Annotated in this window: 17 protein-coding genes and 3 rRNA genes; all 20 read left to right on the forward strand. The window is 69.6% G+C overall.

What is annotated here, in order from left to right:
* The first annotated feature begins 5 nt into the window (after positions 1–5).
* The 20 genes from argC to recN all read left to right on the forward strand — a co-directional run bounded on the left by argC (position 6) and on the right by recN (position 24,297).
* The gene (argC, locus tag VTA80_RS18135) at positions 6–1,076 is read left to right on the forward strand and encodes an N-acetyl-gamma-glutamyl-phosphate reductase (protein ID WP_407342479.1); all 1,071 of its coding nucleotides are present in this window, start codon (positions 6–8) and stop codon (positions 1,074–1,076) included.
* A complete protein-coding gene (argJ, locus tag VTA80_RS18140; RefSeq protein WP_407342480.1) occupies positions 1,073–2,251 on the forward strand; it encodes a bifunctional glutamate N-acetyltransferase/amino-acid acetyltransferase ArgJ in 1,179 nt (392 codons plus the stop codon). The genes argC and argJ overlap by 4 nt, the downstream gene beginning before the upstream one ends.
* On the forward strand, positions 2,248–3,228 hold the full coding sequence (gene argB / locus VTA80_RS18145) for an acetylglutamate kinase (RefSeq protein ID WP_407342481.1): 981 nt from the start codon (positions 2,248–2,250) through the stop codon (positions 3,226–3,228). The genes argJ and argB overlap by 4 nt, the downstream gene beginning before the upstream one ends.
* Positions 3,225–4,490: an acetylornithine transaminase gene (locus tag VTA80_RS18150; RefSeq protein WP_407342482.1), complete on the forward strand. Its 1,266-nt coding sequence runs from the start codon at positions 3,225–3,227 to the stop codon at positions 4,488–4,490. Before argB ends, VTA80_RS18150 begins: the two co-directional genes overlap by 4 nt.
* Positions 4,487–5,428 carry an ornithine carbamoyltransferase gene (gene argF / locus VTA80_RS18155; protein WP_407342483.1) on the forward strand — a complete coding sequence of 314 codons (942 nt, stop codon included), beginning with the start codon at positions 4,487–4,489 and terminating at the stop codon, positions 5,426–5,428. Before VTA80_RS18150 ends, argF begins: the two co-directional genes overlap by 4 nt.
* On the forward strand, positions 5,425–6,030 hold the full coding sequence (locus VTA80_RS18160; protein WP_407342484.1) for an arginine repressor: 606 nt from the start codon (positions 5,425–5,427) through the stop codon (positions 6,028–6,030). The genes argF and VTA80_RS18160 overlap by 4 nt, the downstream gene beginning before the upstream one ends.
* Entirely contained in the window at positions 6,027–7,283 is a 1,257-nt protein-coding gene (locus VTA80_RS18165) for an argininosuccinate synthase (RefSeq protein WP_407342485.1), read from the forward strand. Before VTA80_RS18160 ends, VTA80_RS18165 begins: the two co-directional genes overlap by 4 nt.
* Positions 7,276–8,691 (forward strand): argininosuccinate lyase, encoded by a 1,416-nt coding sequence (argH, locus tag VTA80_RS18170; protein WP_407342486.1) that lies wholly within the window; start codon positions 7,276–7,278, stop codon positions 8,689–8,691. The genes VTA80_RS18165 and argH overlap by 8 nt, the downstream gene beginning before the upstream one ends.
* A 10-nt stretch (positions 8,692–8,701) precedes the next feature.
* On the forward strand, positions 8,702–9,280 hold the full coding sequence (locus tag VTA80_RS18175) for a uridine kinase (protein ID WP_407342487.1): 579 nt from the start codon (positions 8,702–8,704) through the stop codon (positions 9,278–9,280).
* The gene (locus tag VTA80_RS18180) at positions 9,277–10,017 is read left to right on the forward strand and encodes a DNA-3-methyladenine glycosylase (RefSeq protein ID WP_407342488.1); all 741 of its coding nucleotides are present in this window, start codon (positions 9,277–9,279) and stop codon (positions 10,015–10,017) included. Before VTA80_RS18175 ends, VTA80_RS18180 begins: the two co-directional genes overlap by 4 nt.
* The gene (gene tyrS, locus VTA80_RS18185) at positions 10,010–11,272 is read left to right on the forward strand and encodes a tyrosine--tRNA ligase (RefSeq protein ID WP_407342489.1); all 1,263 of its coding nucleotides are present in this window, start codon (positions 10,010–10,012) and stop codon (positions 11,270–11,272) included. Before VTA80_RS18180 ends, tyrS begins: the two co-directional genes overlap by 8 nt.
* 554 nt (positions 11,273–11,826) lie before the next feature.
* A 16S ribosomal RNA gene (locus tag VTA80_RS18190) occupies positions 11,827–13,354 on the forward strand.
* A gap of 431 nt (positions 13,355–13,785) precedes the next feature.
* Positions 13,786–16,890: ribosomal RNA gene (locus tag VTA80_RS18195) — 23S ribosomal RNA — on the forward strand.
* A gap of 81 nt (positions 16,891–16,971) precedes the next feature.
* Positions 16,972–17,088, forward strand: a 5S ribosomal RNA gene (gene rrf, locus VTA80_RS18200).
* Together the 16S, 23S and 5S rRNA genes form the textbook arrangement of a ribosomal RNA operon.
* Positions 17,089–18,648: 1,560 nt before the next feature.
* Positions 18,649–19,536 carry a hypothetical protein gene (locus VTA80_RS18205; protein ID WP_407342490.1) on the forward strand — a complete coding sequence of 296 codons (888 nt, stop codon included), beginning with the start codon at positions 18,649–18,651 and terminating at the stop codon, positions 19,534–19,536.
* Positions 19,533–20,558 (forward strand): HAD-IIA family hydrolase, encoded by a 1,026-nt coding sequence (locus VTA80_RS18210; protein WP_407342491.1) that lies wholly within the window; start codon positions 19,533–19,535, stop codon positions 20,556–20,558. The genes VTA80_RS18205 and VTA80_RS18210 overlap by 4 nt, the downstream gene beginning before the upstream one ends.
* Positions 20,559–20,650: 92 nt before the next feature.
* A complete protein-coding gene (locus tag VTA80_RS18215) occupies positions 20,651–20,815 on the forward strand; it encodes a hypothetical protein (protein ID WP_407342492.1) in 165 nt (54 codons plus the stop codon).
* A 3-nt stretch (positions 20,816–20,818) separates the two neighbouring features.
* Positions 20,819–21,700, forward strand: coding sequence for a TlyA family RNA methyltransferase (locus tag VTA80_RS18220; RefSeq protein ID WP_407342493.1), 882 nt, complete (start codon positions 20,819–20,821; stop codon positions 21,698–21,700).
* Positions 21,697–22,578, forward strand: a complete 882-nt coding sequence (locus VTA80_RS18225) for an NAD kinase (protein WP_407342494.1) — start codon at positions 21,697–21,699, stop codon at positions 22,576–22,578. The genes VTA80_RS18220 and VTA80_RS18225 overlap by 4 nt, the downstream gene beginning before the upstream one ends.
* A 3-nt stretch (positions 22,579–22,581) precedes the next feature.
* Positions 22,582–24,297, forward strand: a complete 1,716-nt coding sequence (recN, locus tag VTA80_RS18230) for a DNA repair protein RecN (RefSeq protein WP_407342495.1) — start codon at positions 22,582–22,584, stop codon at positions 24,295–24,297.
* The last annotated feature ends 4 nt before the right edge of the window (positions 24,298–24,301 follow it).

Here is a 24,301-nt window from a genome sequence, read left to right on the forward strand (position 1 = left end):
TGCACATGTCGTTCTCCGTAGCCGTCGCCGGCGCCAGTGGGTACGCCGGCGGTGAGGCCCTTCGCCTCCTGCTCGGCCACCCCGAGGCGCGCATCGGCACCCTCACCGCGCACGCCAACGCCGGTTCGGCGCTCGGCGAGCACCACCCGCACCTGCGCGAGATCGCCGATCGGATCCTCGAGCCGACCTCCGCGCAGACGCTCGCGGGCCACGACGTCGTCGTCCTCGGGCTGCCGCACGGAGCCTCGGGCGAGATCGCGGCCCAGCTCGGCGCCGACACGATCGTCATCGACCTCGGGGCCGACCACCGCCTGACCGACGCGCACGCGTGGGCTCAGTTCTACGGCGGCAGCTACGCCGGGAGCTGGCCCTACGGGCTGCCGGAGCTCCTGCACGCCGGCGAGAGTGCCGCCAAGACCCAGCGGGCCGCGCTCGTCGGCGCCACCCGGATCGCCGTCCCGGGCTGCAACGTGACAGCGGTGACGCTCGGCCTGCAGCCGGGCATCGCTGCCGGCGTGATCGAGCCGGACGACCTGGTCGCCGTGCTCGCGAACGGCTACTCGGGCGCCGGCAAGACCCTCAAGGGTCACCTGCTGGCCGCCGAGGCCTTCGGCTCCGCCCAGCCGTACGGCGTGGGCGGCGTGCACCGGCACATCCCCGAGATCGAGCAGAACCTGCGCGTCGCCGGCGCCGCGGACGTGCGGATATCGTTCACCCCGACCTTGGTGCCCATGGCCCGCGGGATCCTCGCGACGGCCACGGCGCGCCTCGTGCCCGGCACCAGCGCGGCCACGGTCCGCGCGGCCTGGGAGGCCGCGTACGCCGACGAGCCGTTCGTCCGCCTGCTCCCGCACGTCCCCGGTCGAGGGCTGCTGTGGCCCACGACCGCCGCGACCCTCGGGTCCAACACCGCCCTGGTCCAGGTCATGGTCGACGAGCGTGCCGGTCGGGTCGTGACCGTCACCGCCATCGACAACCTCGTCAAGGGCACCGCCGGCGGGGCGCTGCAGTCCCTCAACCTCGCCCTCGGCCTGCCCGAGACGCTCGGCCTCACCATGAACGGAGTCGCACCGTGACCGTCACCCATCCCCGGGGCTTCCGGGCCGCCGGCGTGACCGCCGGGCTCAAGACCTCGGGTCGGCCCGACCTCGCGCTCGTCGTCAACGACGGCCCGCTGCGGGTCGCGGCTGCCGTCTTCACCTCCAACCGGGTCCAGGCCGCGCCCGTCGTCTGGTCGCGCCAGGCCGTGGCCGACGGCGTCGCCCAGGCGATCGTGCTGAACTCCGGGGGCGCCAACGCGTGCACCGGGCCCGAGGGGTTCGCGGACACGCACCGGACCGCCGAGCACACCGCCGCAGCGCTCGGCCTGTCGGCCGGGGACGTCCTGGTGTGCTCGACCGGTCTCATCGGGGAGCGGCTGGCGATGGGCGTCCTGCTCGCCGGGATCACCGCCGCCGCACCCGAGCTGGCCGGCGACGGCGGCCCCGCCGCAGCCACCGCGATCATGACCACCGACACCGTGCCCAAGACCGTCGCCCTCGACCGCGTGGGCGCGGACGGCCGGCCGTGGTCCGTGGGCGGGATGGCCAAGGGCGCCGGCATGCTCGCGCCGGGCCTGGCCACGATGCTCTGCGTGCTGACCACCGACGCGTCCGTGGACGCCGCGACCGCCGATGCGGCGCTGCGTGCCGCGACGGCCGCGACCTTCGACCGCGTCGACTCCGACGGCTGCATGTCCACGAACGACACCGTCGCGCTGCTCGTGAGCGGGGCGAGCGGCGTCGTCGTGAGCCTCGCGGAGCTGACCGCCGCCGTCACCGCCGCGTGCGCGTCCCTGGCCCGCGCGATGGTGGCCGACGCCGAGGGCGCGAGCCACGACATCGCGGTGAGCGTCGTCAACGCCACCACCGAGCACGCCGCCGTCGCCGTCGCGCGCGCCGTGACCCGGTCCAACCTGTTCAAGGCGGCCGTGTTCGGCAACGACCCGAACTGGGGTCGCGTGCTCGCCGCCGTCGGCACGGTGCCCGTCGACGTCGCGCCCTACGAGGCCGACCAGCTCGACGTGTCGATCAACGGCGTGCAGATCTGCCGCGGCGGCGGGGTGGGTGCCGATCGCTCGCTCGTCGACCTCGCGTCGGCCCGCGAGGTGCACGTGGAGATCGACCTGCACGCCGGCGACGCACGGGCCACGGTGTGGAGCAACGACCTCACCCACGACTACGTCCACGAGAACAGCGCGTACGCGTCATGAGCACCCTCGCTGACCTGGGTGACTTCGACACCCGGCGGGACCTCAACGAGCACCAGAAGGCCGAGGTCCTCATCGAGGCCCTGCCGTGGCTGCAGCGGTTCTCGGGCGCGCTCGTCGTGATCAAGTACGGCGGCAACGCGATGACCGACGACACGCTCAAGCGTGCGTTCGCCCAGGACATGGTGTTCCTCAAGCAGGTCGGCCTGCGCCCGGTCGTCGTGCACGGCGGCGGGCCGCAGATCAACACGATGCTCGACCGGCTCGGGATCGAGAGCGAGTTCCGCAACGGCCTGCGTGTCACCACCCCCGAGACGATGGACGTCGTCCGGATGGTCCTGACGGGTCAGGTCTCGCGCGAGCTCGTCGGGCTGATCAACGCGCACGGCCCCTACGCCGTCGGGCTCTCGGGCGAGGACGGCGGGCTGCTCCAGGCGAGCCGTCGCCCCGCGATCATCGACGGCCGCCCGGTCGACATCGGCCTGGTCGGCGATGTCGTCGGCGTCAACCCCGGCGCGGTGCTCGATCTGCTCGACGCCGGTCGCATCCCGGTGGTCTCGACCGTCGCCCCCGACATCGACGACCCGACCCAGGTGCTCAACGTCAACGCGGACACCGCCGCCGCGGCGCTGGCGGTCGCGCTCGGGGCGCGCAAGCTCATCGTCCTGACCGACGTCGAGGGCCTGTACACGAGCTGGCCGGACCGCACCACGCTCGTCCGGCGCATCCGCGCCAGCGCGCTCGCCCAGCTGCTGCCGAACCTGGACAGCGGCATGCGCCCGAAGATGGAGGCCTGCTGGCGCGCCGTCACCGGCGGCGTCGGCCGGGCGCACGTCATCGACGGCCGCGAGGCGCACGCGATCCTCGTTGAGGTGTTCACCTCGGGGGGCATCGGGACCATGGTGCTGCCCGACGACGAGCCGTCGCCCTCACCCTTCACCGCAGCCATGCCGATCATCACACCCGAGGTGCGCTCATGACGTCCGCCGGAGATCTCGCGACATCAACGAGCGTCCTGACCACCCCCGACTCGGGGGCGCACTGGACCGAGCGCTACTCGCACGCCGTGATGGACACGTTCGGCCCGCCGCAGTGCGTGCTCGTGCGCGGTGAGGGGGCGTACGTCTGGGACGCGGACGGCAAGCGCTACCTCGACCTGCTCGCGGGCATCGCCGTCAACGCGCTCGGCCACGCCCACCCGACGCTGACGGCGGCCATCTCCGCCCAGCTCGGCACGCTCGGGCACGTCTCGAACTTCTTCGGCACGCCGACCCAGATCGCGCTCGCGGAACGGCTGCTCGCCCTCGCCCGCGCCGGCGAGGGCTCCCGCGTGTTCTTCACCAACTCCGGCACCGAGGCCAACGAGGCCGCGTTCAAGATGGCGCGCCGCACCGGCCGCCCCCGGATCCTCGCGCTCGAGGGCTCGTTCCACGGCCGCACGATGGGCGCGCTCGCGCTGACCCACAAGGCCGCCTACCGCGCGCCGTTCGAGCCGCTCCCGGGCGGCGTCGAGTTCATCGCCTTCGGCGACACCGCGGCGCTCGAGGCCGCCATGGACGACGACGTCGCGGCGCTGTTCGTCGAGCCGATCCAGGGCGAGGCGGGCGTGCGCCCGCTGCCCGCGGGTTACCTCGCCCGCGCCCGGGAGCTCACCGCGGCGCACGGGGCGCTGCTCGTCATCGACGAGGTCCAGACCGGCATGGGGCGCACGGGCGAGTGGCTCGCCCACCAGCATGCGCACCTCGGCGGCGGCATCGTGCCTGACGTCGTCACGCTGGCCAAGGGCCTGGGCGGCGGCTTCCCGATCGGGGCCGCGATCGCGTACGGCGAGCATGCCGCGACGCTTCTCGGCCGCGGCCAGCACGGCACGACGTTCGGCGGCAACCCCGTCGCGGCCGCGGCCGGCCTGGCCACCATCGGCGTCATCGAACGGGACGGGCTGCTGGCGCACGCGACCGAGATCGGTGCGCTGCTCCAGCAGGGCATCGCCGCGCTGCACCAGCCACTCGTGACCGGGACGCGCGGGAACGGCCTGCTCCTCGCCGTCGAGCTCGCCGCTCCCGTCGCGCCGCAGGTCGCCGCGCTCGCGCTCGACGCCGGGTTCATCGTCAACGCCGTGCGCCCGACGACCCTGCGGCTCGTGCCGCCGCTGATCCTCACGCGCGAGCAGGCGGCCGACTTCGTCGCCTTCCTGGGAGCCGTCCCCGACCTCGCTGCCCCCGACCGGGAGGTCTCCGCATGACCCGCCACTTCCTGCGCGACGACGACCTGTCCCCGAGCGAGCAGCACGACGTGCTCGAGCTCGCCCTGGCCTACCGCGACGACCGGTTCATCCGCACGCCGCTGGCGGGTCCCCGGGCGGTGGCGGTCCTCCTGGACAAGCCGACCCTGCGCACCCAGGTCTCGTTCGCGGTCGGGATCGCCGAGCTCGGCGGCTACCCGATGCTCGTCGACGGCAAGCTGGCCGGGATCGGGGTGCGGGAGTCGATCTCGGACACCGCCAAGGTGCTCGGTGGCATGGTCTCGGCGATCGTCTGGCGCACGTACGGCCAGGGGCGCCTGGAGGAGATGGCCGCGCACGTCAGCATCCCGGTCGTCAACGCGCTCACCGACCAGTTCCACCCCTGCCAGGTGCTCGCGGACCTGCTCACGATCGCCCAGTACCGCGCCAAGCAGGGCGGCGTCGACGCCTTGCCCGGCCTGACGTTGGGGTATGTCGGGGACGGCGCCAACAACATGGCCGCCTCGTACCTGCTCGGTTGCGCGACGGCGGGGATGCACGTCCGGATCGGCACCCCTGCGTCGCACGTGCCGGACCCCGCGGTGGTGGCCGACGCCGTCGAGATCGCCGCCTCCACCGGTGGCTCGGTCCTCGTCACGCACGATCGTTCGGAAGCGCTCGCGGGCGTCGACGTCGTGGCGACCGACACCTGGGTGTCCATGGGGCAGGAGGCCGAGGCCGCCGCGCGGGAGGCGCCGTTCGTGCCGTTCCGCCTGGACGCCGCGGCGCTGGCGCTGGCGGCCCCGGACGCGATCGTGCTCCACTGCCTGCCCGCGTACCGCGGCAAGGAGATCACCGCCGAGGTGATCGACGGCCCGCAGTCCGCCGTCTGGGACGAGGCCGAGAACCGGCTGCACGCCCAGAAGGCCCTGCTCTGCTGGCTCTTGGAGCAGCAATGAGTGCCGCGACCCCGCTGGGGGCGGTGCGTACCGGCCTGGTCGGCACCGCCCGCGTGCCGGCGACCAAGGCGGCCCGGCACGCGCTCATCGCCACGCTGCTGTCCCGGTACCCGGTGCACTCGCAGTCCGAGCTCGCCGCCGCGCTCGCGGAGGCCGGCGTGTCGGTCACCCAGGCGACGCTGTCGCGCGACCTGGTCGAGCTGCGCGCCGTGAAGATCCGCACCGCGACCGGCGCGCTGGCCTACGCCGTCCCGGCCGAGGGCGGCGACCGCAGCCCCCAGCCCGCGGCCGACACGGAGTACCTCGCGGCCCGGCTCGCGCGCCTGTGCGCCGAGCTGCTCGTGACCGCGGACGCCTCGGGTGATCTCGTCGTGCTCCGTACGCCGCCGGGAGCGGCCCAGTTCTTCGCGTCCGCGATCGACCACTCCGTCATGCCCGGAGTGCTCGGCACCATCGCGGGCGACGACACCGTGCTCGTGATCGCCCGCGAGAACGACAGCGCCTCCGCCGGATCGAGCGGACGCGCGCTCGCGGCCAGGTTCCTCGCCCTGGCCTCCACCACAACTTCCTCCGCTACCCCTGACGAAAGAGAAGTGCCATGAAAGAACGCGTCGTCCTTGCCTACTCCGGCGGTCTCGACACCTCGGTCGGCATCGGTTGGATCGCCGAGGCCACGGGGGCCGAGGTGATCGCTGTCGCCGTCGACGTCGGCCAGGGTGGCGAGGACCTCAACGTCATCCGCCAGCGCGCGCTGGACTGCGGCGCCGTCGAGGCCTACGTGGCCGACGCCCGCGACGAGTTCGCGACCGAGTACTGCATGCCCGCCCTCAAGGCGAACGCGCTGTACCTCGACCGCTACCCGCTCGTCTCCGCGATCTCGCGCCCGGTCATCGTCAAGCACCTCGTGCGGGCCGCACGCCAGTTCGGCGCGACCACCGTCGCGCACGGCTGCACCGGCAAGGGCAACGACCAGGTCCGGTTCGAGGTGGGCATCACCTCGCTCGCACCCGACCTCAAGTGCATCGCCCCGGTGCGCGACCTCGCCCTCACGCGGGACAAGGCCATCGAGTACGCCACGCGGCACGCGCTGCCGATCGAGACCACCAAGCACAACCCGTTCTCGATCGACCAGAACGTGTGGGGCCGCGCGGTGGAGACCGGGTTCCTCGAGGACATCTGGAACTCGCCGACCAAGGACGTCTACACCTACACCGACGACCCGACGTTCCCGCCGGTCGCCGACGAGGTCATCATCACGTTCGAGCAGGGCGTACCCGTCGCGCTCGACGGCGTCCCCGTCACCCCGCTGCAGGCCATCCAGGAGATGAACCGCCGCGCCGGTGCCCAGGGCATCGGCCGGATCGACATCGTCGAGGACCGCCTCGTCGGCATCAAGTCGCGCGAGGTCTACGAGGCCCCCGGCGCCGTCGCGCTCATCGCGGCGCACCAGGAGCTGGAGAACGTCACGGTGGAGCGTGAGCAGGCCCGGTTCAAGCGGACCGTCGGCCAGCGCTGGACCGAGCTGGTCTACGACGGCATGTGGTTCTCGCCGCTCAAGCGCTCGCTCGACACGTTCATCGAGGACACGCAGCGGTACGTCTCGGGCGACGTGCGCCTCGTGCTGCACGGCGGCCGGGCCGTCGTCAGCGGCCGGCGCAGCGACTCGAGCCTGTACGACTTCAACCTCGCGACCTACGACACCGGCGACTCGTTCGACCAGTCGCAGGCCAAGGGCTTCATCGAGATCTACGGCCTCACCGCGAAGCTCTCCGCCGCGCGCGACGTCAAGTTCGGCAACGGCGTGGACCTGAGCCCGGTCAAGCCGCTCCCGACGAACGTCACCGCCGGTGCCTGACCAGGCGCCTGTCAGCCTCTGGGGGGGCCGCTTCGCCGGCGGGCCCTCCGAGGCACTCGCCGCGCTCTCGCTCAGCACGCACTTCGACTGGCGGCTGGCGCGGCACGACCTCGCGGGGTCGGTCGCGCACGCCCGCGTGCTGCACGGCGCCGGGCTCCTGTCCGACGCCGAGCTCGACGCCATGCTGGTCGCTCTCGAGAAGCTGCGCGTCGACGTGGCCAGCGGCGCCTTCCGACCCGACCCGGGCGACGAGGACGTGCACACCGCGCTCGAGCGCGGCCTGCTCGACCGCGCCGGGGTGGACCTCGGCGGCAAGCTCCGGGCCGGCCGGTCGCGCAACGACCAGGTCGCCACCCTCGTGCGGATGTACCTGCGCGAGGAGGCTCGCCTCATCTCGGGCCTGCTGCTCGACGTCGTGGACGCGCTGGTCGACCAGGCTGCAGCGCACGGCGAGGCGCCGATGCCGGGGCGCACGCACATGCAGCACGCGCAGCCGGTGCTGCTCGCGCACCACCTGCTCGCGCACGCGTGGCCGATGCTCCGCGACGTCGAGCGCTGGGTGGACTGGGACGCGCGCGCGGCCCGGTCGCCCTACGGGTCCGGCGCGCTGGCGGGATCCTCCCTCGGGCTCGACCCGGCCGCGATCGCCGCCGAGCTCGGGTTCGACGGTCCGGTCGAGAACTCGATCGACGGCACCGCGAGCCGCGACGTGGTGGCGGAGTTCGCCTTCGTCGCCGCGATGACCGGCGTCGACCTGTCCCGGCTGGCCGAGGAGATCATCATCTGGGCGACCCGGGAGTTCGGTTTCGTGCGGCTCGACGACGCGTACTCCACGGGGTCGAGCATCATGCCGCAGAAGAAGAACCCCGACGTCGCCGAGCTGGCCCGGGGCAAGGCGGGTCGCATGATCGGCGACCTCACCGGGCTGCTGTCGACGCTCAAGGGCCTGCCGCTCGCGTACAACCGCGACCTGCAGGAGGACAAGGAGCCGGTGTTCGACCAGATCGACACGCTCGCGCTCCTGCTTCCCGCGTTCGCGGGCATGGTCGCCACGCTCACGTTCGACACCGGTCGGATGGCCGAGCTCGCGCCGCAGGGCTTCTCGCTCGCGACGGACATCGCCGAGTGGCTCGTGCGCCAGGGCGTCCCGTTCCGGGTCGCGCATGAGCTGGCCGGGGCGTGCGTGCGCGAGTGCGAGGACCGCGGCATCGAGCTGTGGGACCTGTCGGACGCCGAGCTCGCCGGCATCTCGGCGCACCTCACGCCGGCCGTGCGCGACGTCCTGACGGTCGAGGGGTCGCTCGCGTCGCGGTCGTCCTTCGGCGGCACCGCTCCGGTGCGCGTCGCCGAGCAGCTCGGGCGGGCGCGAGCGCGCGCGTCGGAGCTGCGGATCTGGTCGCGGGGCTGACCCGGCCGCGATGACCCACGAGGCGGTACCCGCTCTGCTCGACCGACTGGCCGCGCGAGTCCGGGGGAGCGCACCCCGGCTCGGCGGTGTCCGGCTCGTGTGCGTCGACGGCCCGGCCGGTTCCGGCAAGACCACCCTGGCGGACCGCCTCGGGGTCGCGCTGGGCGCGCAGGTGCTGCACGTCGACGACCTGCTCGACGGTTGGGGCGGGCTCGTCGGGATGCTGCCGCGGCTCCAGGAGTGGGTCCTGGAGCCGCTGGCCGCCGGCCGGCCAGGCCGGTACCGGCGCTACGACTGGATCGCGCAGGAGTTCGCCGAGTGGCACGACGTCCCCGCTGCGGACTTCCTCGTGCTCGAGGGCTGTGGCTCGGCCCGCCGCGCCGTGGACCCGGTGGCGGTGCTGCGGGTGTGGGTCGAGGCGCCGGCGGACGTGCGGCTGGCTCGTTGGCTCGCGCGCGGCGGCGAGGCCGACCGTGCGCACTGGTCGGGCTGGGCGCACGACGAGGCCGCCCACTTCCTCGCCGACGAGACCCGGTCCCGCGCCGACGAGATCGTCGACACCACGACGTGGGGCGGGTTGCCGCGATGACGAGGCAGGTCGCGACCCGGGCCTGGTTCGAGCGGGACGTGCTCCACGTCGCCCACGGCCTGCTCGGCGCACTCATCACCACGACTCATGCCGACGGGCCGGTGACCGTGCGGCTCACCGAGGTCGAGGCATACCGCGGCGCTGCGGACCCGGCGTCCCACGCGTTCCGGGGCCCGAGCGCACGCAACGCCACGATGTTCGGAGCGCCGGGCAGGCTCTACGTCTACCGCCACCTCGGCATCCACGCGTGCGCCAACGTCGTGTGCGGCCCGCACGGCGAGGCGGCAGCGGTCCTGCTGCGGGCCGGCGAGGTGACCGACGGGCGGAACCTGGCGCGCGCCCGGCGGACTCTCGCCGGGGTGGCGCGCACGGACCGCGACCTCGCCCGGGGGCCCGCGCGGCTCGCCGTCGCGCTGGGCATCGACCTGACGCTGGACGGGACGGACGTCGTCGACCCGGGCGGGGTCGTCGTCGTGCACCTGGCCGGTGGACCGACCGCGGGGACGGTCCGGAGCGGGCCCCGGGTCGGGGTGAGCGGCCCGGGGGCCGACGGCGCCCGGTTCGGCTGGCGGTTCTGGCTGGCCGACGAGCCCACGGTCTCCGACTTCCGCGCCGGGGGCCCTCGAGCCGCGTCGCCGGGGCGCGATGCCCGGGTGCGCGGCCAGGTGCGGCAGACTCGCCCCGACACCGCCAGTTCGCTGCGGCGGCCGCACGACGAGGAGGATCTACGTGAGTGACGTCCTGGACGAACTGCAGTGGCGCGGGCTCGTGGCCCAGACCACGGACGTCGAGGCGCTACGCGCCGCCCTGGCGGGCGGGCCGGTCACGTTCTACTGCGGCTTCGACCCCACCGCCCCGAGCCTGCACATCGGCAACCTCGTCCAGGTCCTCACCGTGCACCGGCTGCAGCTGGCCGGGCACAAGCCGCTCGCGCTGGTCGGCGGGGCGACCGGGCTGATCGGCGACCCGAAGATGGTGGGGGAGCGCACGCTCAACCCGCCGGAGGTCGTGGCGCAGTGGGTGGACCGGATCCGGCGGCAGATCGAGCCCCTGCTCGACTTCGAGGGTCCCGCTGCCGCGCGCATGGTGAACAACCTCGACTGGACCGCACCGATGTCGGCGATCGACTTCCTGCGCGACATCGGCAAGCACTACCGCCTGGGCACCATGCTCGCGAAGGACACCGTCGCGCGTCGTCTGAACAGCGAGCAGGGCATCAGCTTCACCGAGTTCAGCTACCAGATCCTGCAGGGGATGGACTTCCTCGAGCTGAACCGGCGGTACGGCGCGACCCTGCAGACCGGCGGCAACGACCAGTGGGGCAACCTGCTCTCCGGGGTCGAGCTGATCCACAAGGTCGAGCGCGTCTCCGCGCACGCCCTGACGACGCCGCTGATCACCAAGGCGGACGGGACCAAGTTCGGCAAGACCGAGACCGGCACCGTGTGGCTCGACCCCGAGATGACGAGCCCGTACGCCTTCTACCAGTTCTGGCTCAACGCCGACGACGCCGACGTCGTGGGATACCTGAAGATCTTCACCTACCGCACGCGGGACCAGATCGCGGAGCTGGAGCAGTCCGTGGCCGAGCGTCCGGCGGCCCGCGAGGCGCAGCGCGCGCTCGCCTTCGACGTCACCGCGCTCGTGCACGGACGCGCGGCGGCCGACAAGGTGGTCGCGGCCAGCGCGGCGCTGTTCGGTCGCGGTGAGCTGCGTGATCTCGACGAGCCGACGACGGCGGCTGCCGTCGCCGAGCTGCCGACCGCGGCGGGCGGCGCCGGCGATCTACTCGTCGACCTCCTCGCCGCCACCGGAGTGGTCCCGAGCAAGGCGGCAGCCCGGCGCGCGATCGCCGAGGGCGGGGCCTCCGTGAACAACGTCAAGATCGTGGACGAGGCGGCGGCGCTCGCGCCGAGCGACCTCCTGCACGGTCGCTGGGCTGTGCTGCGCCGCGGGAAGCGCACGCTCGCGGTCGTCGACGCGAAGCGCTGACCGGGCCGCTCCTTGGGCCGTCCGGGGCGCGATTTGACGCACCTGGAGAGTGTGCGTACTCTTCTCGATGTTGCCCAGCAGGGAGGAACGGACACCGCAGCGCTTCGGAGCGCGAGACGGTGGCTGGTCCCGGAAGGTAACCACCCCAAGTCAATTGTTATCGGGCGCTCCTTGCGTCGGGTATTGTTGCGGGAGTCGAACTCATTGGTTTCGAAAGATTCGCTGGGAATGCGGATTTGGTCGGACGGGGAAGTTCGGGTAAGTTAGAACAGTTGCCTCGCAGCCGGTTGAAAGGCCGAAAGCGATGCGCGGTCGTTCCTTGAGAACTCAACAGCGTGCCAAATATAGTAGTCGATGCCATTTGGTTCATCGGTTGCTTCGTCCAGGTCTTTGATCTGGTCGGGGTGGTTCGGTGGATTTATATTGGCTAAATTGCGAGCGTTCACCGCTTCGGTGGTGGGTGTCTTTATTTTGGTCAGTTCAACTGGTCCCTTCGGGGGTCATTTCGTGTTGTCGGTTTCCTTGCTGCTTCGGTGGTGAGGGGCTAATAGACATTTACGGAGAGTTTGATTCTGGCTCAGGACGAACGCTGGCGGCGTGCTTAACACATGCAAGTCGAACGGTGACGCTGGAGCTTGCTTCAGCTGATCAGTGGCGAACGGGTGAGTAACACGTGAGTAACCTGCCCCAGACTCTGGGATAACTTCGGGAAATCGGAGCTAATACCGGATATGAGACGTCCTCGCATGGGGAGCGTCTGGAAAGATTTATCGGTCTGGGATGGACTCGCGGCCTATCAGCTAGTTGGTGAGGTAATGGCTCACCAAGGCGACGACGGGTAGCCGGCCTGAGAGGGCGACCGGCCACACTGGGACTGAGATACGGCCCAGACTCCTACGGGAGGCAGCAGTGGGGAATATTGCACAATGGGCGAAAGCCTGATGCAGCGACGCCGCGTGAGGGATGAAGGCCTTCGGGTTGTAAACCTCTTTCAGCAGGGAAGAAGCGAAAGTGACGGTACCTGCAGAAGAAGCGCCGGCTAACTACGTGCCAGCAGCCGCGGTAATACGTAGGGCGCAAGCGTTGTCCGGAATTATTGGGCGTAAAGAGCTCGTAGGCGGTCTGTCGCGTCTGTTGTGAAAACTCGAGGCTCAACCTCGGGCTTGCAGTGGATACGGGCAGACTAGAGTGCGGTAGGGGAGACTGGAATTCCTGGTGTAGCGGTGGAATGCGCAGATATCAGGAGGAACACCGATGGCGAAGGCAGGTCTCTGGGCCGCAACTGACGCTGAGGAGCGAAAGCATGGGGAGCGAACAGGATTAGATACCCTGGTAGTCCATGCCGTAAACGTTGGGCACTAGGTGTGGGGCTCATTCCACGAGCTCCGTGCCGCAGCTAACGCATTAAGTGCCCCGCCTGGGGAGTACGGCCGCAAGGCTAAAACTCAAAGAAATTGACGGGGGCCCGCACAAGCGGCGGAGCATGCGGATTAATTCGATGCAACGCGAAGAACCTTACCAAGGCTTGACATATACCGGAAAAGTGCAGAGATGTGCTCCCCGCAAGGTCGGTATACAGGTGGTGCATGGTTGTCGTCAGCTCGTGTCGTGAGATGTTGGGTTAAGTCCCGCAACGAGCGCAACCCTCGTCCTATGTTGCCAGCGGGTCATGCCGGGGACTCATAGGAGACTGCCGGGGTCAACTCGGAGGAAGGTGGGGATGACGTCAAATCATCATGCCCCTTATGTCTTGGGCTTCACGCATGCTACAATGGCCGGTACAAAGGGCTGCGATACCGCAAGGTGGAGCGAATCCCAAAAAGCCGGTCTCAGTTCGGATTGGGGTCTGCAACTCGACCCCATGAAGTCGGAGTCGCTAGTAATCGCAGATCAGCAACGCTGCGGTGAATACGTTCCCGGGCCTTGTACACACCGCCCGTCAAGTCACGAAAGTCGGTAACACCCGAAGCCGGTGGCCCAACCTCACTTGTGGGGAGGGAGCTGTCGAAGGTGGGACTGGCGATTGGGACTAAGTCGTAACAAGGTAGCCGTACCGGAAGGTGCGGCTGGATCACCTCCTTTCTAAGGAGCTCTGGCAGCGTTGCTCGCCTGTAGTGGGTGGGTGGGTTTGTCCAGGCCTGTGCCTCGGCCGAACGCGTCGGGGGCAGTGCTCACGGGTGGAACATCGACTATGGCTGATCGCTTCGGTGATCGGTGGCGAGTACTCCTGCCGGCTCGTTCGGGGGAAGGAAAGTTGCTGGTCGCCAGTGGGGTGAGAGGTCTTGGCACGCTGCTGGGTCCTGAGGGAACGAGCGAAAGCTTGTTTCGTCAGGTCACGTGCTCCTCGAGTTCTGGGGAGGGTGACTGCTAGCGGATCACACGGAACCCGGCAAAACCGGCTCGCCTCTTCTACTTCGGTGGGAGCGCAATGAGTCGGTTCGGGGATATGTGTGGGACCGCCCGTAGCTTGAGAACTGCACAGTGGACGCGAGCATCTTTGTAAGAATTATTGTGGTCAAGTTTTTAAGGGCACATGGTGGATGCCTTGGCACTAGGAGCCGAAGAAGGACGTTGTAGCCTGCGATAAGCCTCGGGGAGTTGGCAAACGAACCGTGATCCGAGGATCTCCGAATGGGGAAACCCCGCTGGAGTCATGTCCAGTGACCCGCACCTGAATATATAGGGTGTGTGGAGGGAACGTCGGGAAGTGAAACATCTCAGTACCGACAGGAAGAGATATTCCGTGAGTAGTGGCGAGCGAAAGCGGAACAGGCCAAACCGATTGCGTGTTAAAGCTGGCAGGCGTTGCGTAGTCGGGGTTGTGGGACCTTTCAGTTCATTCTGCCCAATGAGCAGGGAGTCAGAAAGTCGCGTCATAGTCGAAGGGCATTGAAAGGCCCGGCACAGAGGGTGTGACCCCCGTAGACGAAATGGCGTGGCCTCCCGAAGGGGATCCCAAGTAGCACGGGGCCCGAGAAATCCCGTGTGAATCTGGACAGACCACTGTCTAAGCCTAAATACTACCTAGTGACCGATAGCGGACAAGTACCGTGAGGGAAAGGTGAAAAGTACCCCGGGAGGGGAGTGAAATAGTACCTGAAACCGTGTGCCTACAATCCGTTGGAGCCTCCCTAGCAGGGGTGACAGCGTGCCTTTTGAAGAATGAGCCTGCGAGTTAGTGGTATGTGGCGAGGTTAACCCGTGTGGGGAAGCCGTAGCGAAAGCGAGTCCGAACAGGGCGATTCAGTCGCATGCTCTAGACCCGAAGCGGAGTGATCTAGCCATGGGCAGGTTGAAGCGCGGGTAAGACCGCGTGGAGGACCGAACCCACTTGGGTTGAAAACCGAGGGGATGACCTGTGGTTAGGGGTGAAAGGCCAATCAAACTCCGTGATAGCTGGTTCTCCCCGAAATGCATTTAGGTGCAGCGTCACGTGTTTCTTGCCGGAGGTAGAGCTACTGGATAGCGGATGGGCCCTACAAGGTTACTGATGTTAGCCAAACTCCGAATGCCGGTAAGTGAGAGCGTGGCAGTGAGACTGCGGGGGATAAGCTCCTTTGTCGAGAGGGAAACAGCCCAGACCACCAGCTAAGGCCCCCAAGCGTATGCTAAGTGGGAAAGGATGTGGAGTTGCACAGACAACCAGGAGGTTGGCTTAGAAGCAGCCACCCTTGAAAGAGTGCGTAATAGCTCACTGGTCAAGTGATTCCGCGCCGACAATGTAGCGGGGCTCAAGCATACCGCCGAAGCTGTGGCATTCAGATAATAACCAGGCCTTCGTGGTCCAGGTGTCTGGATGGGTAGGGGAGCGTCGTGTGGGCAGTGAAGCTGCGGGGTAACCCAGTGGTGGAGCCCACACGAGTGAGAATGCAGGCATGAGTAGCGAAAGACGGGTGAGAAACCCGTCCGCCGAATGATCAAGGGTTCCAGGGCCAGGCTAATCCGCCCTGGGTAAGTCGGGACCTAAGGCGAGGCCGACAGGCGTAGTCGATGGACAACGGGTTGATATTCCCGTACCGGCGAAGAATCGCCCATACCGAGCCCGGTGATGCTAAGCACCTGAAGCCGTCTAGATCCCTTCGGGGACGTGACGGGGGAGCGTGCGAACCGAACCGGTATTAGGTAAGCGTATTAACAGGGGTGACGCAGGAAGGTAGCTCAGCGTGGCGATGGTAGTCCACGTCTAAGGTCGTAGGGTGAGAGGTAGGCAAATCCGCCTCTCGTGAAGCCTGAGAACTGATGGTGACCGCTTATGCGGGATGATTGAGTGATCCTATGCTGCCAAGAAAAGCCTCGACGCGAGATTCTAGCCGCCCGTACCCTAAACCGACTCAGGTGATCAGGTAGAGAATACTAAGGTGATCGAGAGAATCATGGTTAAGGAACTCGGCAAAATGCCCCGTAACTTCGGGAGAAGGGGGGCCTGAGGCGTGAACCCACTAGCTGGGGAAGCGTTCGAAGGCCGCAGAGACCAGGGAGAAGCGACTGTTTACTAAAAACACAGGTCCGTGCGAAGTCGCAAGACGATGTATACGGACTGACGCCTGCCCGGTGCTGGAAGGTTAAGAGGACGGGTCAGCCGCAAGGCGAAGCTCAGAATTTAAGCCCCAGTAAACGGCGGTGGTAACTATAACCATCCTAAGGTAGCGAAATTCCTTGTCGGGTAAGTTCCGACCTGCACGAATGGCGTAACGACTTCTCCGCTGTCTCAACCGTGAACTCGGCGAAATTGCACTACGAGTAAAGATGCTCGTTACGCGCAGCAGGACGGAAAGACCCCGGGACCTTTACTATAGTTTGGTATTGGTGTTCGGTGCGGCTTGTGTAGGATAGGTGGGAGACTGTGAAGCCGGCACGCCAGTGTCGGTGGAGTCAACGTTGAAATACCACTCTGGTCGCTCTGGATATCTAACCTCGGTCCGTAATCCGGATCAGGGACAGTGCCTGATGGGTAGTTTAACTGGGGCGGTTGCCTCCTAAAATGTAACGGAGGCGCTCAAAGGTTCCCTCAGCCTGGTTGGCAATCAGGTGTCGAGTGCAAGTGCACAAGGGAGCTTGACTGTGAGACTGACAGGTCGAGCAGGGACGAAAGTCGGAACTAGTGATCCGGCGGTGGCTTGTGGAAGCGCCGTCGCTCAACGGATAAAAGGTACCCCGGGGATAACAGGCTGATCTTGCCCAAGAGTCCATATCGACGGCATGGTTTGGCACCTCGATGTCGGCTCGTCGCATCCTGGGGCTGGAGTAGGTCCCAAGGGTTGGGCTGTTCGCCCATTAAAGCGGTACGCGAGCTGGGTTTAGAACGTCGTGAGACAGTTCGGTCCCTATCCGCTGCGCGCGCAGGAAACTTGAGAAGGGCTGTCCCTAGTACGAGAGGACCGGGACGGACGAACCTCTGGTGTGCCAGTTGTTCCGCCAGGAGCACGGCTGGTTAGCTACGTTCGGAAGGGATAACCGCTGAAAGCATCTAAGCGGGAAGCCTGCTTCAAGATGAGGTTTCCACGGGATTCATCCCGAGAGGCTCCCAGCTAGACCACTGGGTAGATAGGCCGGATGTGGAAGCGGGGACTAAAGACCCGTGAAGCTGACCGGTACTAATAAGCCGATAACTTGACACACTTACACAATGCTGTCGCGTCCACTGTGCGGTTCCCGAGATACGGTCGGGAAAACACCGCAACCTGATATCTCCATAGAGTTACGGCGGTCATAGCGAGGGGGAAACGCCCGGTCCCATTCCGAACCCGGAAGCTAAGCCCCTCTGCGCCGATGGTACTGCACGGGAGACTGTGTGGGAGAGTAGGTCGCCGCCGGACAACCATTACAGAAGGAGCCACCCCAATGGGGTGGCTCTTTCTATTTCTCTTGCGCCAAGCAGCGCGAGATCGTGTGGCCCGCGGGGCGAGAGATCGCCCCGCCGGGGCCAGTGCTCCTTCGGCGCGACGATGTGCTTCGCGCCAGCGGTAAATGAGATCATGGAACGACGCAGGACGATGAGGGGAAGACACGTGAACAACGACGCCGGCAACGCGAGCGGTTCAGCAGGCTCCGACGGGCGCGGCCGAGGCGGTGCCCGCAGCGGTGGGCCGTCCGGAGCTTCGCGGGGCGGAGACCGTCCGTACCGGCCAGCTGGCGCGCGTTCCGACCGCCCGTCGAGCGGCGGTCGCCCGCCGTTCCGGTCGAAGGACGAGCGCCCCGCGCGCAACACGCGTTGGGACGACCGCACCCCGGAGCGTCCTGCCCGCCCCGCCGGTGAGCGCTCCGATCGTCCGTATCGCCCCGCCGGCGAGCAGGGCGATCGCCCGTACCGGCCTGCGGGCGAGCGTTCCGACCGGCCGTTCCGTCCGGCCGGCGAGCGTGGCGAGCGTCCGCGGTCTTCGTCGACCGGAGCCCGTCCGCCGTACCGCTCGAACGATGACCGTCCCGCTCGCCCCTCGGGTGACCGCTCCGACCGGCCGTTCCGTCCCGCTGGCGAGCGCGGCGAGCGTCCGAACCGCCCGTCCGCCGCAGCTCGCGCTCCGTTCCGCTCGAACGACGATCGTCCGGCGCGTTCCCCGCGCTGGGAGGACCGCAGCGACAACCGCAGCGACAACCGCAGCGACAACCGCAGCGACAACCGCAGCGGTGACCGGCCGTATCGGCCCGCTGGCGAGCGCCCGTCGACAGGCGCCCGTCCGCCGTACCGCTCGAACGACGACCGGACCGGCAGCGATCGGCCGGCGTTCCGTCCGCAGACGCCGGACCGTCGCGATCGCAGCGACTACCGCGGCGGTGAGGTGCGCGGGAGCGACAACCGCGGTGCCGCGCGTCCGCCCCGTGCTTATGAGGACCGTTCGTCGAGTCGTCCGTCCACGGATCGTCCGGCTCGTTCGTATGAGGACCGTTCGTCGAGTCGTCCCTCGACGGATCGTCCGGCTCGTTCGTATGACGACCGTTCGTCGAGTCGTCCGTCCACGGATCGTCCGGCTCGTTCGTATGACGACCGTTCGTCGAGTCGTCCGTCCACGGATCGTCCGGCTCGTTCGTATGACGACCGTTCGTCGAGTCGTCCCTCGACGGATCGTCCGGCTCGTTCGTATGACGACCGTTCGTCGAGTCGTCCGTCCACCGATCGCCCCGCCCGGTCGTACGACGATCGCTCCGCGAGTCGTCCGTCGACCGATCGTCCCGCTCGGTCCTACGAGGATCGGCCCGCGACCGACCGTCCGGCTGCCGACCGTCCCGCGCGCACCTATGACGACCGCACGAGCGATCGTCCGACGACGCAGCGGCCGCCGACGCAGGACCGACGCGAGCGCACGCCGTACCAGGGCAGCAGCCGCGAGTCGCGCAGCGCCGACCGTCCGGCCCGTTCCGCGCCGCGGACCGATCGTCCCGTGCGTTCCAGCGAGAGCTCGGACCGGCGTGACCGGCACGAGAGCTCCCCGCGGAGCCCTGCGCCCGCGATGCGTCGCGAGCCCAACCCGGACGATCACCGTCTGGTACGGGCGCCGGAGGAAGCACGGATCGTCGCGCCCGAGATCCCCGAGGACGTGCAGTACTCGGATCTCGATCGCACGGTGCGCGCTCGCTTGCGCACCCTGAGCAAGGAGAACGCCGAGGGCGTCGGTCAGCACCTCGTCATGGCGGGTCGGCTGCTCGACTCCGATCCCGAGCTCTCGTACGAGCACGCCCAGGCCGCCGTGCGGCGCGCCGGTCGCGTCGACGTGGTCCGGGAAGCGGCGGGCCTCGCGGCCTACAAGACCGGTCGGTACGCCGAGGCGCTGCGTGAGCTGCGCACGGTCCGCCGGCTCAACGGCTCCTCCGAGCACCTGGCGATCATGGCCGACTGCGAGCGGGGCCTGGGCCGACCGGAGCGGGCGATCGCCCTGGCGGCGTCCGACGAGGCCGAGGGTCTCGAGCCCGGTGCCGCGATCGAGCTTGCCATCGTCGTCAGCGGCGCGCGGCTGGACCTCGGCGAGGCCGAGGCCGCGTACGCCGTCCTGTCCGAGAGTGCGATCACGAAGCTGGGTGGCGCGGCCGGGATCGTGGCGGTTCGCGTGGCGCAGGCACGTGCTGCGGCCCTCGAGGCGCTGGGTCGGCCCGACGACGCGGTGGCGTCGCTCGCCGGCTTCACGGCGGCCGAGCTCGCCGAGGCCGACGGGGATGACGAGGACGACGTCGTCGTCTTCGATCTCGACGAAGGCAGCGACGACGACGAGGACGACCAGGACGACGAGCCGGCCGTGGCCGGTTCGCCCGAGCCGGCGCCGACCGACACGTGATCGGCCTGCTCGGGTGCGACATCCCGTTGGCCCAGCGGTACGACCTGGCGCTCGTCGATCTTGACGGCGTCACCTACCGCGGCCACGACCCGATCGACGGTGCGGCCGACGGCCTCGCCGGCGCTCGGGCGCACGGGATGCGCCTGGTCTTCGTGACGAACAACGCCTCGCGCGAGCCGGAGTCCGTGGCGGCCCAGCTCAGCGGGCTCGGGATCCCGGCCGAGCCGGACGACATCATGTCGGCCGCGCAGGCGGCGGCCGGGGTCTTGGCGACCCGGCTGGCCCCTGGTGCGAAGGTGCTGGTCATCGGCGGAGCAGGGCTCGTCACCGCCGTGCAGGCGGCCGGCTTCGTCGTGGTGACCTCGGCCGACGACGGGCCCGTGGCCGTCGCCCAGGGGTTCGCCCCCGAGCTCGGTTGGACGCAGCTCGCCGAGGCGGCCTACGCGATCGAGCGTGGAGCGTGGCACGTGGCGAGCAACCTGGACCTCAGCCTGCCGACCGCGCGGGGCCTGGCCCCGGGCAACGGCTCGCTCGTGGCAGCGGTGCGTGCGGCGACCGGCGTCGTGCCGGACAGTGCGGGCAAGCCGGAGCCGACCATGTACCAGCTCGCGGTCTCGCGTGCCGGTGCCGAGCGGCCCCTGGTCGTCGGCGATCGGCTCGACACCGACCTCGCCGGGGCGCGCGCGGCGCACTACCCCGGGCTGCACGTCCTCACCGGCGTCAGCAGTGGACGGGACGCTGTGCTTGCGCACCCGCGCGAACGGCCGGACTACCTCGGTGCGGACCTCGCGAGCCTGCTCGTGCCGCATCCGGTGCCGGAGCGGTCCGCGGCCGGATGGTTCAGCACGCGCGGAGCGGCCGCGCGGGTCGTCGACGGACGGCTCGAGCTGCGCGGGGCCGACGACGTCGTCGATCGGCTCGACCTGCTGCGCTCGGCCTGTGCCGCGGCGTGGGCGGCGGTCGACGAGGGCCTCGCGGTCGCGAGCGACTCGATCCCCGAGTTCCCGGTGGACGAGGCCTGATCAGCGCACCGGCCCGGTAGCGTGGGCAGCTGCGAGCACCACCGATCCGCTTGTGGGGTTTGCCCACCGCGGATCACAGACGAGGAGCATGCGTGCACGAGTTGAGCGCCAACGGCGAGTCCACGGGGGATGCCGCGGTCGATGCGGCCCTGATCCCGCTGGGCTCGCTGGGCGACCAGCCGGTGCGGGAGCACGTCGCCGTGTTCGACGCCGTGCACACCGCGCTGCAAGCTCGCCTCGCGGACTCCGGGGAGTAGCGCGTGGGTGAGCGGGTTCGGCTGGACAGCGAGCTGGTCCGCCAGGGACTGGCACGCTCGCGCCGTCATGCCGCTGAGCTGATCGGCGCAGGGCGCGTCAGCATCGACGGCGCACCGACGGCCAAGAGCTCGACGGCGCTCGAACCCGGGCAGGTCCTCTCGATCGAGGAGCGCCCTGGGGACGGTCCCGAGTACGCGTCCCGGGCGGGCCACAAGCTGGCCGGCGCCCTCGACGCGCTCGGACCCCAGGGACCTGCGGTGCAGGGGCGGATCTGCCTCGACGCGGGCGCCTCGACCGGTGGCTTCACGGACGTGCTGCTGCGCCGCGGTGCCGCGCACGTCCTCGCGGTCGACGTCGGCCACGACCAGCTCGTGCCCGCGCTGCGCGCCGACCCTCGGGTCACGGTGCGCGAGGGCGTCAACGTCAGGCACCTGCAGGCGGGCGAGTTCGACCCCGCCCCAGAGCTCGTGGTCGGCGACCTGTCCTTCATCTCGCTCACGCTCGTGCTGCCGGCGCTGCTCGCGGTCGCCGCGCCGGGCGCAGACCTGTTTGTTCTGGTCAAGCCGCAGTTCGAGGTCGGTCGTGAGCTGCTCGGCACCGGTGGTGTCGTGCGTTCGGCCGGGCTGCGCGCCCAGGCGGTCCTCGCGGTCGCACGGTCGGCGGCGGGACTCGGCCTGACCACCCGCGCGGTGGTGGCCAGCGCGCTGCCGGGACCGAGCGGCAACGTCGAATACTTCGTCTGGCTGGTGGTGGACCCGGCGGCGACCGTCGCGGGGCTCGTACCGGGCCCGGCAGACGGCGATCTCATCGCCCTCGTCGACCGTGCGGTCGATGAGGGCCCCACCGGTGCGGGCACTGGCTGGACCAGCGGAGGCGACCAATGACCAGGCGAGCGCTCGTCGTCACCCATCGGAACCGGCTCGAGGCGGTGGCTGCCACGGGGGAGGCTGTTCGCGCGCTCGAGCGCGCCGGGTTCGAGGTCGTGGCGGACACGGACGACGTCGACCTGACCGGGGTCGAGATCGCCGTCGTCCTGGGCGGGGACGGGACGATCCTGCGAGCCGCGGAGGTCACCCGCGGGACCGACATCCCGTTGCTCGGGTTCAACCTCGGGCACGTCGGGTTCCTCGCCGAGAGCGAGCGTGAGGACATCACCGAGGCGGTCCGGCGACTGGCCCAACGGGACTACGAGGTCGAGGAGCGCGACACGCTCGACGTGACCGTCCTGGTGCCCGGTGCAGCGACGCCGCGGCGTGGGTGGGCCCTGAACGAGGCGACGGTGGAGAAGGCCGACCGTGCCCGGATGATCGAGGTCCTGATCGAGGTCGACGGGCGGCCGTTGTCCACCTTCGGGTGCGACGGCGTGGTGATGGCCACGGCCACCGGCTCGACCGCGCACGCGTTCTCGGCCGGCGGACCGGTGGTGTGGCCCGAGGTCGACGCCATGCTGCTCGTCCCGATCTCCGCGCATGCGCTGTTCGCGCGCCCGCTCGTCGTCGGCCCGGCGAGCGTGCTCGCGCTCGAGATCCTGCTGCGCTCGGGGTCGGTCGGGGTGCTCAGCTGTGACGGCCGACGGACCATGGAGCTGCCGGTCGGGTCGCGGGTCGAGGTCCGGCGCAGCGCCATCCCGGTCCGCCTGGCCCGGCTGAGCCGCGCGCCGTTCACCGACCGGCTGGTGAGCAAGTTCTCGCTCCCGGTCGAGGGCTGGCGGGGCGGCGGGCCTGGCTCGGGCCAGCCCGTCGAGTCGATGCAGGGGGACTGAGTCGTGTTCGAGGAGATCCGGATCGAGAACCTCGGGGTGATCTCGGGTGCGCGGGTCGTCTTCGGCCCCGGGCTCACGGTCCTCACCGGTGAGACCGGCGCCGGCAAGACGATGGTCCTCACCGGCCTCGACCTGCTGCTCGGCGGCAAGGCCGACGCCGGGGCGGTCCGCACCGGCCAGGACCGCGCGGTCGTGGAGGGCCGCATCACGGTGACCCCCGGGTCGGCGGTGCACTCGCGGGTCGAGGACGCCGGTGCCGAGCTGGACGACGACGGCTCGCTCGTCCTGCTGCGCACGGTCGCGGCCGAGGGGCGCTCGCGCGCGCACCTGGGCGGGCGCAGCGTGCCGCAGTCCGTGCTGGCCGAACTCGCCGACGATCTGGTCACCGTGCACGGGCAGGCCGACCAGGCCCGCCTGCGCTCCCCGGCCCGGCAGCGCGAGGCGCTCGACGCCTTCGCGGGTGCCGAGCACGAGGCGACGCTGGTGGCGTATCGCACCGACTGGGCCGAGCGGGCGCAGCTCGACGCCCAGATCGACGAGCTGTCCTCGCAGGGCCAGGACCGCGCGCGCGAGGCGGAGCTGCTGCGCCTCGGGCTCGCGGAGGTCGAGCGGGTCGCGCCGCAGCCGGGAGAGGACGTCGAGCTCGCGGCGGAGGCCGACCGGCTCGGGCACGCGGAGGACCTGCGCACCGCGGCCGCCGCAGCGCACGACACGCTCGCGGGCGAGCGCGACGGCGTGGACGACACCGCGGCCACCATCGGCGTCGACCGGGCGCGCCGGGCGCTCGAGCAGGTGGGCGACCACGACCCGCAGCTCGCCGGCCTGGCGACCCGCCTCGCGGACCTCGGCTACCTGCTCGCCGACATCGCCGTCGAGCTTTCCGGCTACCTCGAGGACCTCGACGCCGACCCGCGACGGCTCGAGGCCGTCCAGCAACGACGCGCCGAGCTCGGCCAGCTCACGCGCAGCTACGGCGAGGACGTCGACCGGGTCCTCGTCTGGGCCCAGACCGCCGGCCTCCGACTGCTCGCGCTCGACGGCGGCGGGGATGCGCTGGTCGCGCTCGTGAGCCGCCGCGCGGAGCTGGCCGAGCGGCTCGCCGAGCACGCCCGCGTGCTGACCGCCGGGCGGCGGCAGGCGGCGCAGACGCTCGCGGCGGCCGTCACGAGCGAGCTTGCCGGCCTCGCGATGGCCGGCGCCACGCTGCGCGTCGACGTCACCGACGCCGGTTCCGGACCGTGGGGGGACGACCTCGTCGAGATGCTCCTCGTGTCGCACGTCGGCGCGCCCGCCCGGCCGCTCGGCAAGGGTGCATCCGGCGGCGAGCTGTCCCGGGTGATGCTCGCGATCGAGGTCTCGCTCGCGACCTCGCCGCAGTCGGGCGCCCGCCGGCCACCCACGTTCGTCTTCGACGAGGTCGACGCCGGCGTCGGCGGCAAGGCCGCGATCGAGGTCGGGCGCCGGCTCGCGCTGCTCGCCCGCGGGTCCCAGGTGCTCGTGGTGACCCACCTCGCCCAGGTGGCCGCTTTTGCCGATACCCACCTCGTGGTGACGAAGTCGACATCGGCCGGCGTCGACACCGTCACGGACTCCGACGTTCGGCCCGTGACCGGCAAGGACCGGGTTCGCGAGCTGGCCCGGATGTTGTCCGGCCAGGACTCCGAAGCGGCCCGGACGCACGCCGCTGAGCTTCTCGACCTGTCCGACGTGGGACGATGACTCC

It is taken from the genome of Pengzhenrongella phosphoraccumulans (assembly GCF_045689905.1).
Lineage (GTDB): Bacteria > Actinomycetota > Actinomycetes > Actinomycetales > Cellulomonadaceae > Pengzhenrongella > Pengzhenrongella phosphoraccumulans.

Coding starts and splice junctions, on each gene's coding strand:
- argC (WP_407342479.1), top strand. CDS start 6: ATGTCGTTCTCCGTAGCCGTCGCCGGCGCCAGTGGGTACGCCGGCGGT.
- argB (WP_407342481.1), top strand. CDS start 2,248: ATGAGCACCCTCGCTGACCTGGGTGACTTCGACACCCGGCGGGACCTC.
- VTA80_RS18150 (WP_407342482.1), top strand. CDS start 3,225: ATGACGTCCGCCGGAGATCTCGCGACATCAACGAGCGTCCTGACCACC.
- argF (WP_407342483.1), top strand. CDS start 4,487: ATGACCCGCCACTTCCTGCGCGACGACGACCTGTCCCCGAGCGAGCAG.
- VTA80_RS18160 (WP_407342484.1), top strand. CDS start 5,425: ATGAGTGCCGCGACCCCGCTGGGGGCGGTGCGTACCGGCCTGGTCGGC.
- VTA80_RS18165 (WP_407342485.1), top strand. CDS start 6,027: ATGAAAGAACGCGTCGTCCTTGCCTACTCCGGCGGTCTCGACACCTCG.
- VTA80_RS18175 (WP_407342487.1), top strand. CDS start 8,702: ATGACCCACGAGGCGGTACCCGCTCTGCTCGACCGACTGGCCGCGCGA.
- VTA80_RS18180 (WP_407342488.1), top strand. CDS start 9,277: ATGACGAGGCAGGTCGCGACCCGGGCCTGGTTCGAGCGGGACGTGCTC.
- VTA80_RS18225 (WP_407342494.1), top strand. CDS start 21,697: ATGACCAGGCGAGCGCTCGTCGTCACCCATCGGAACCGGCTCGAGGCG.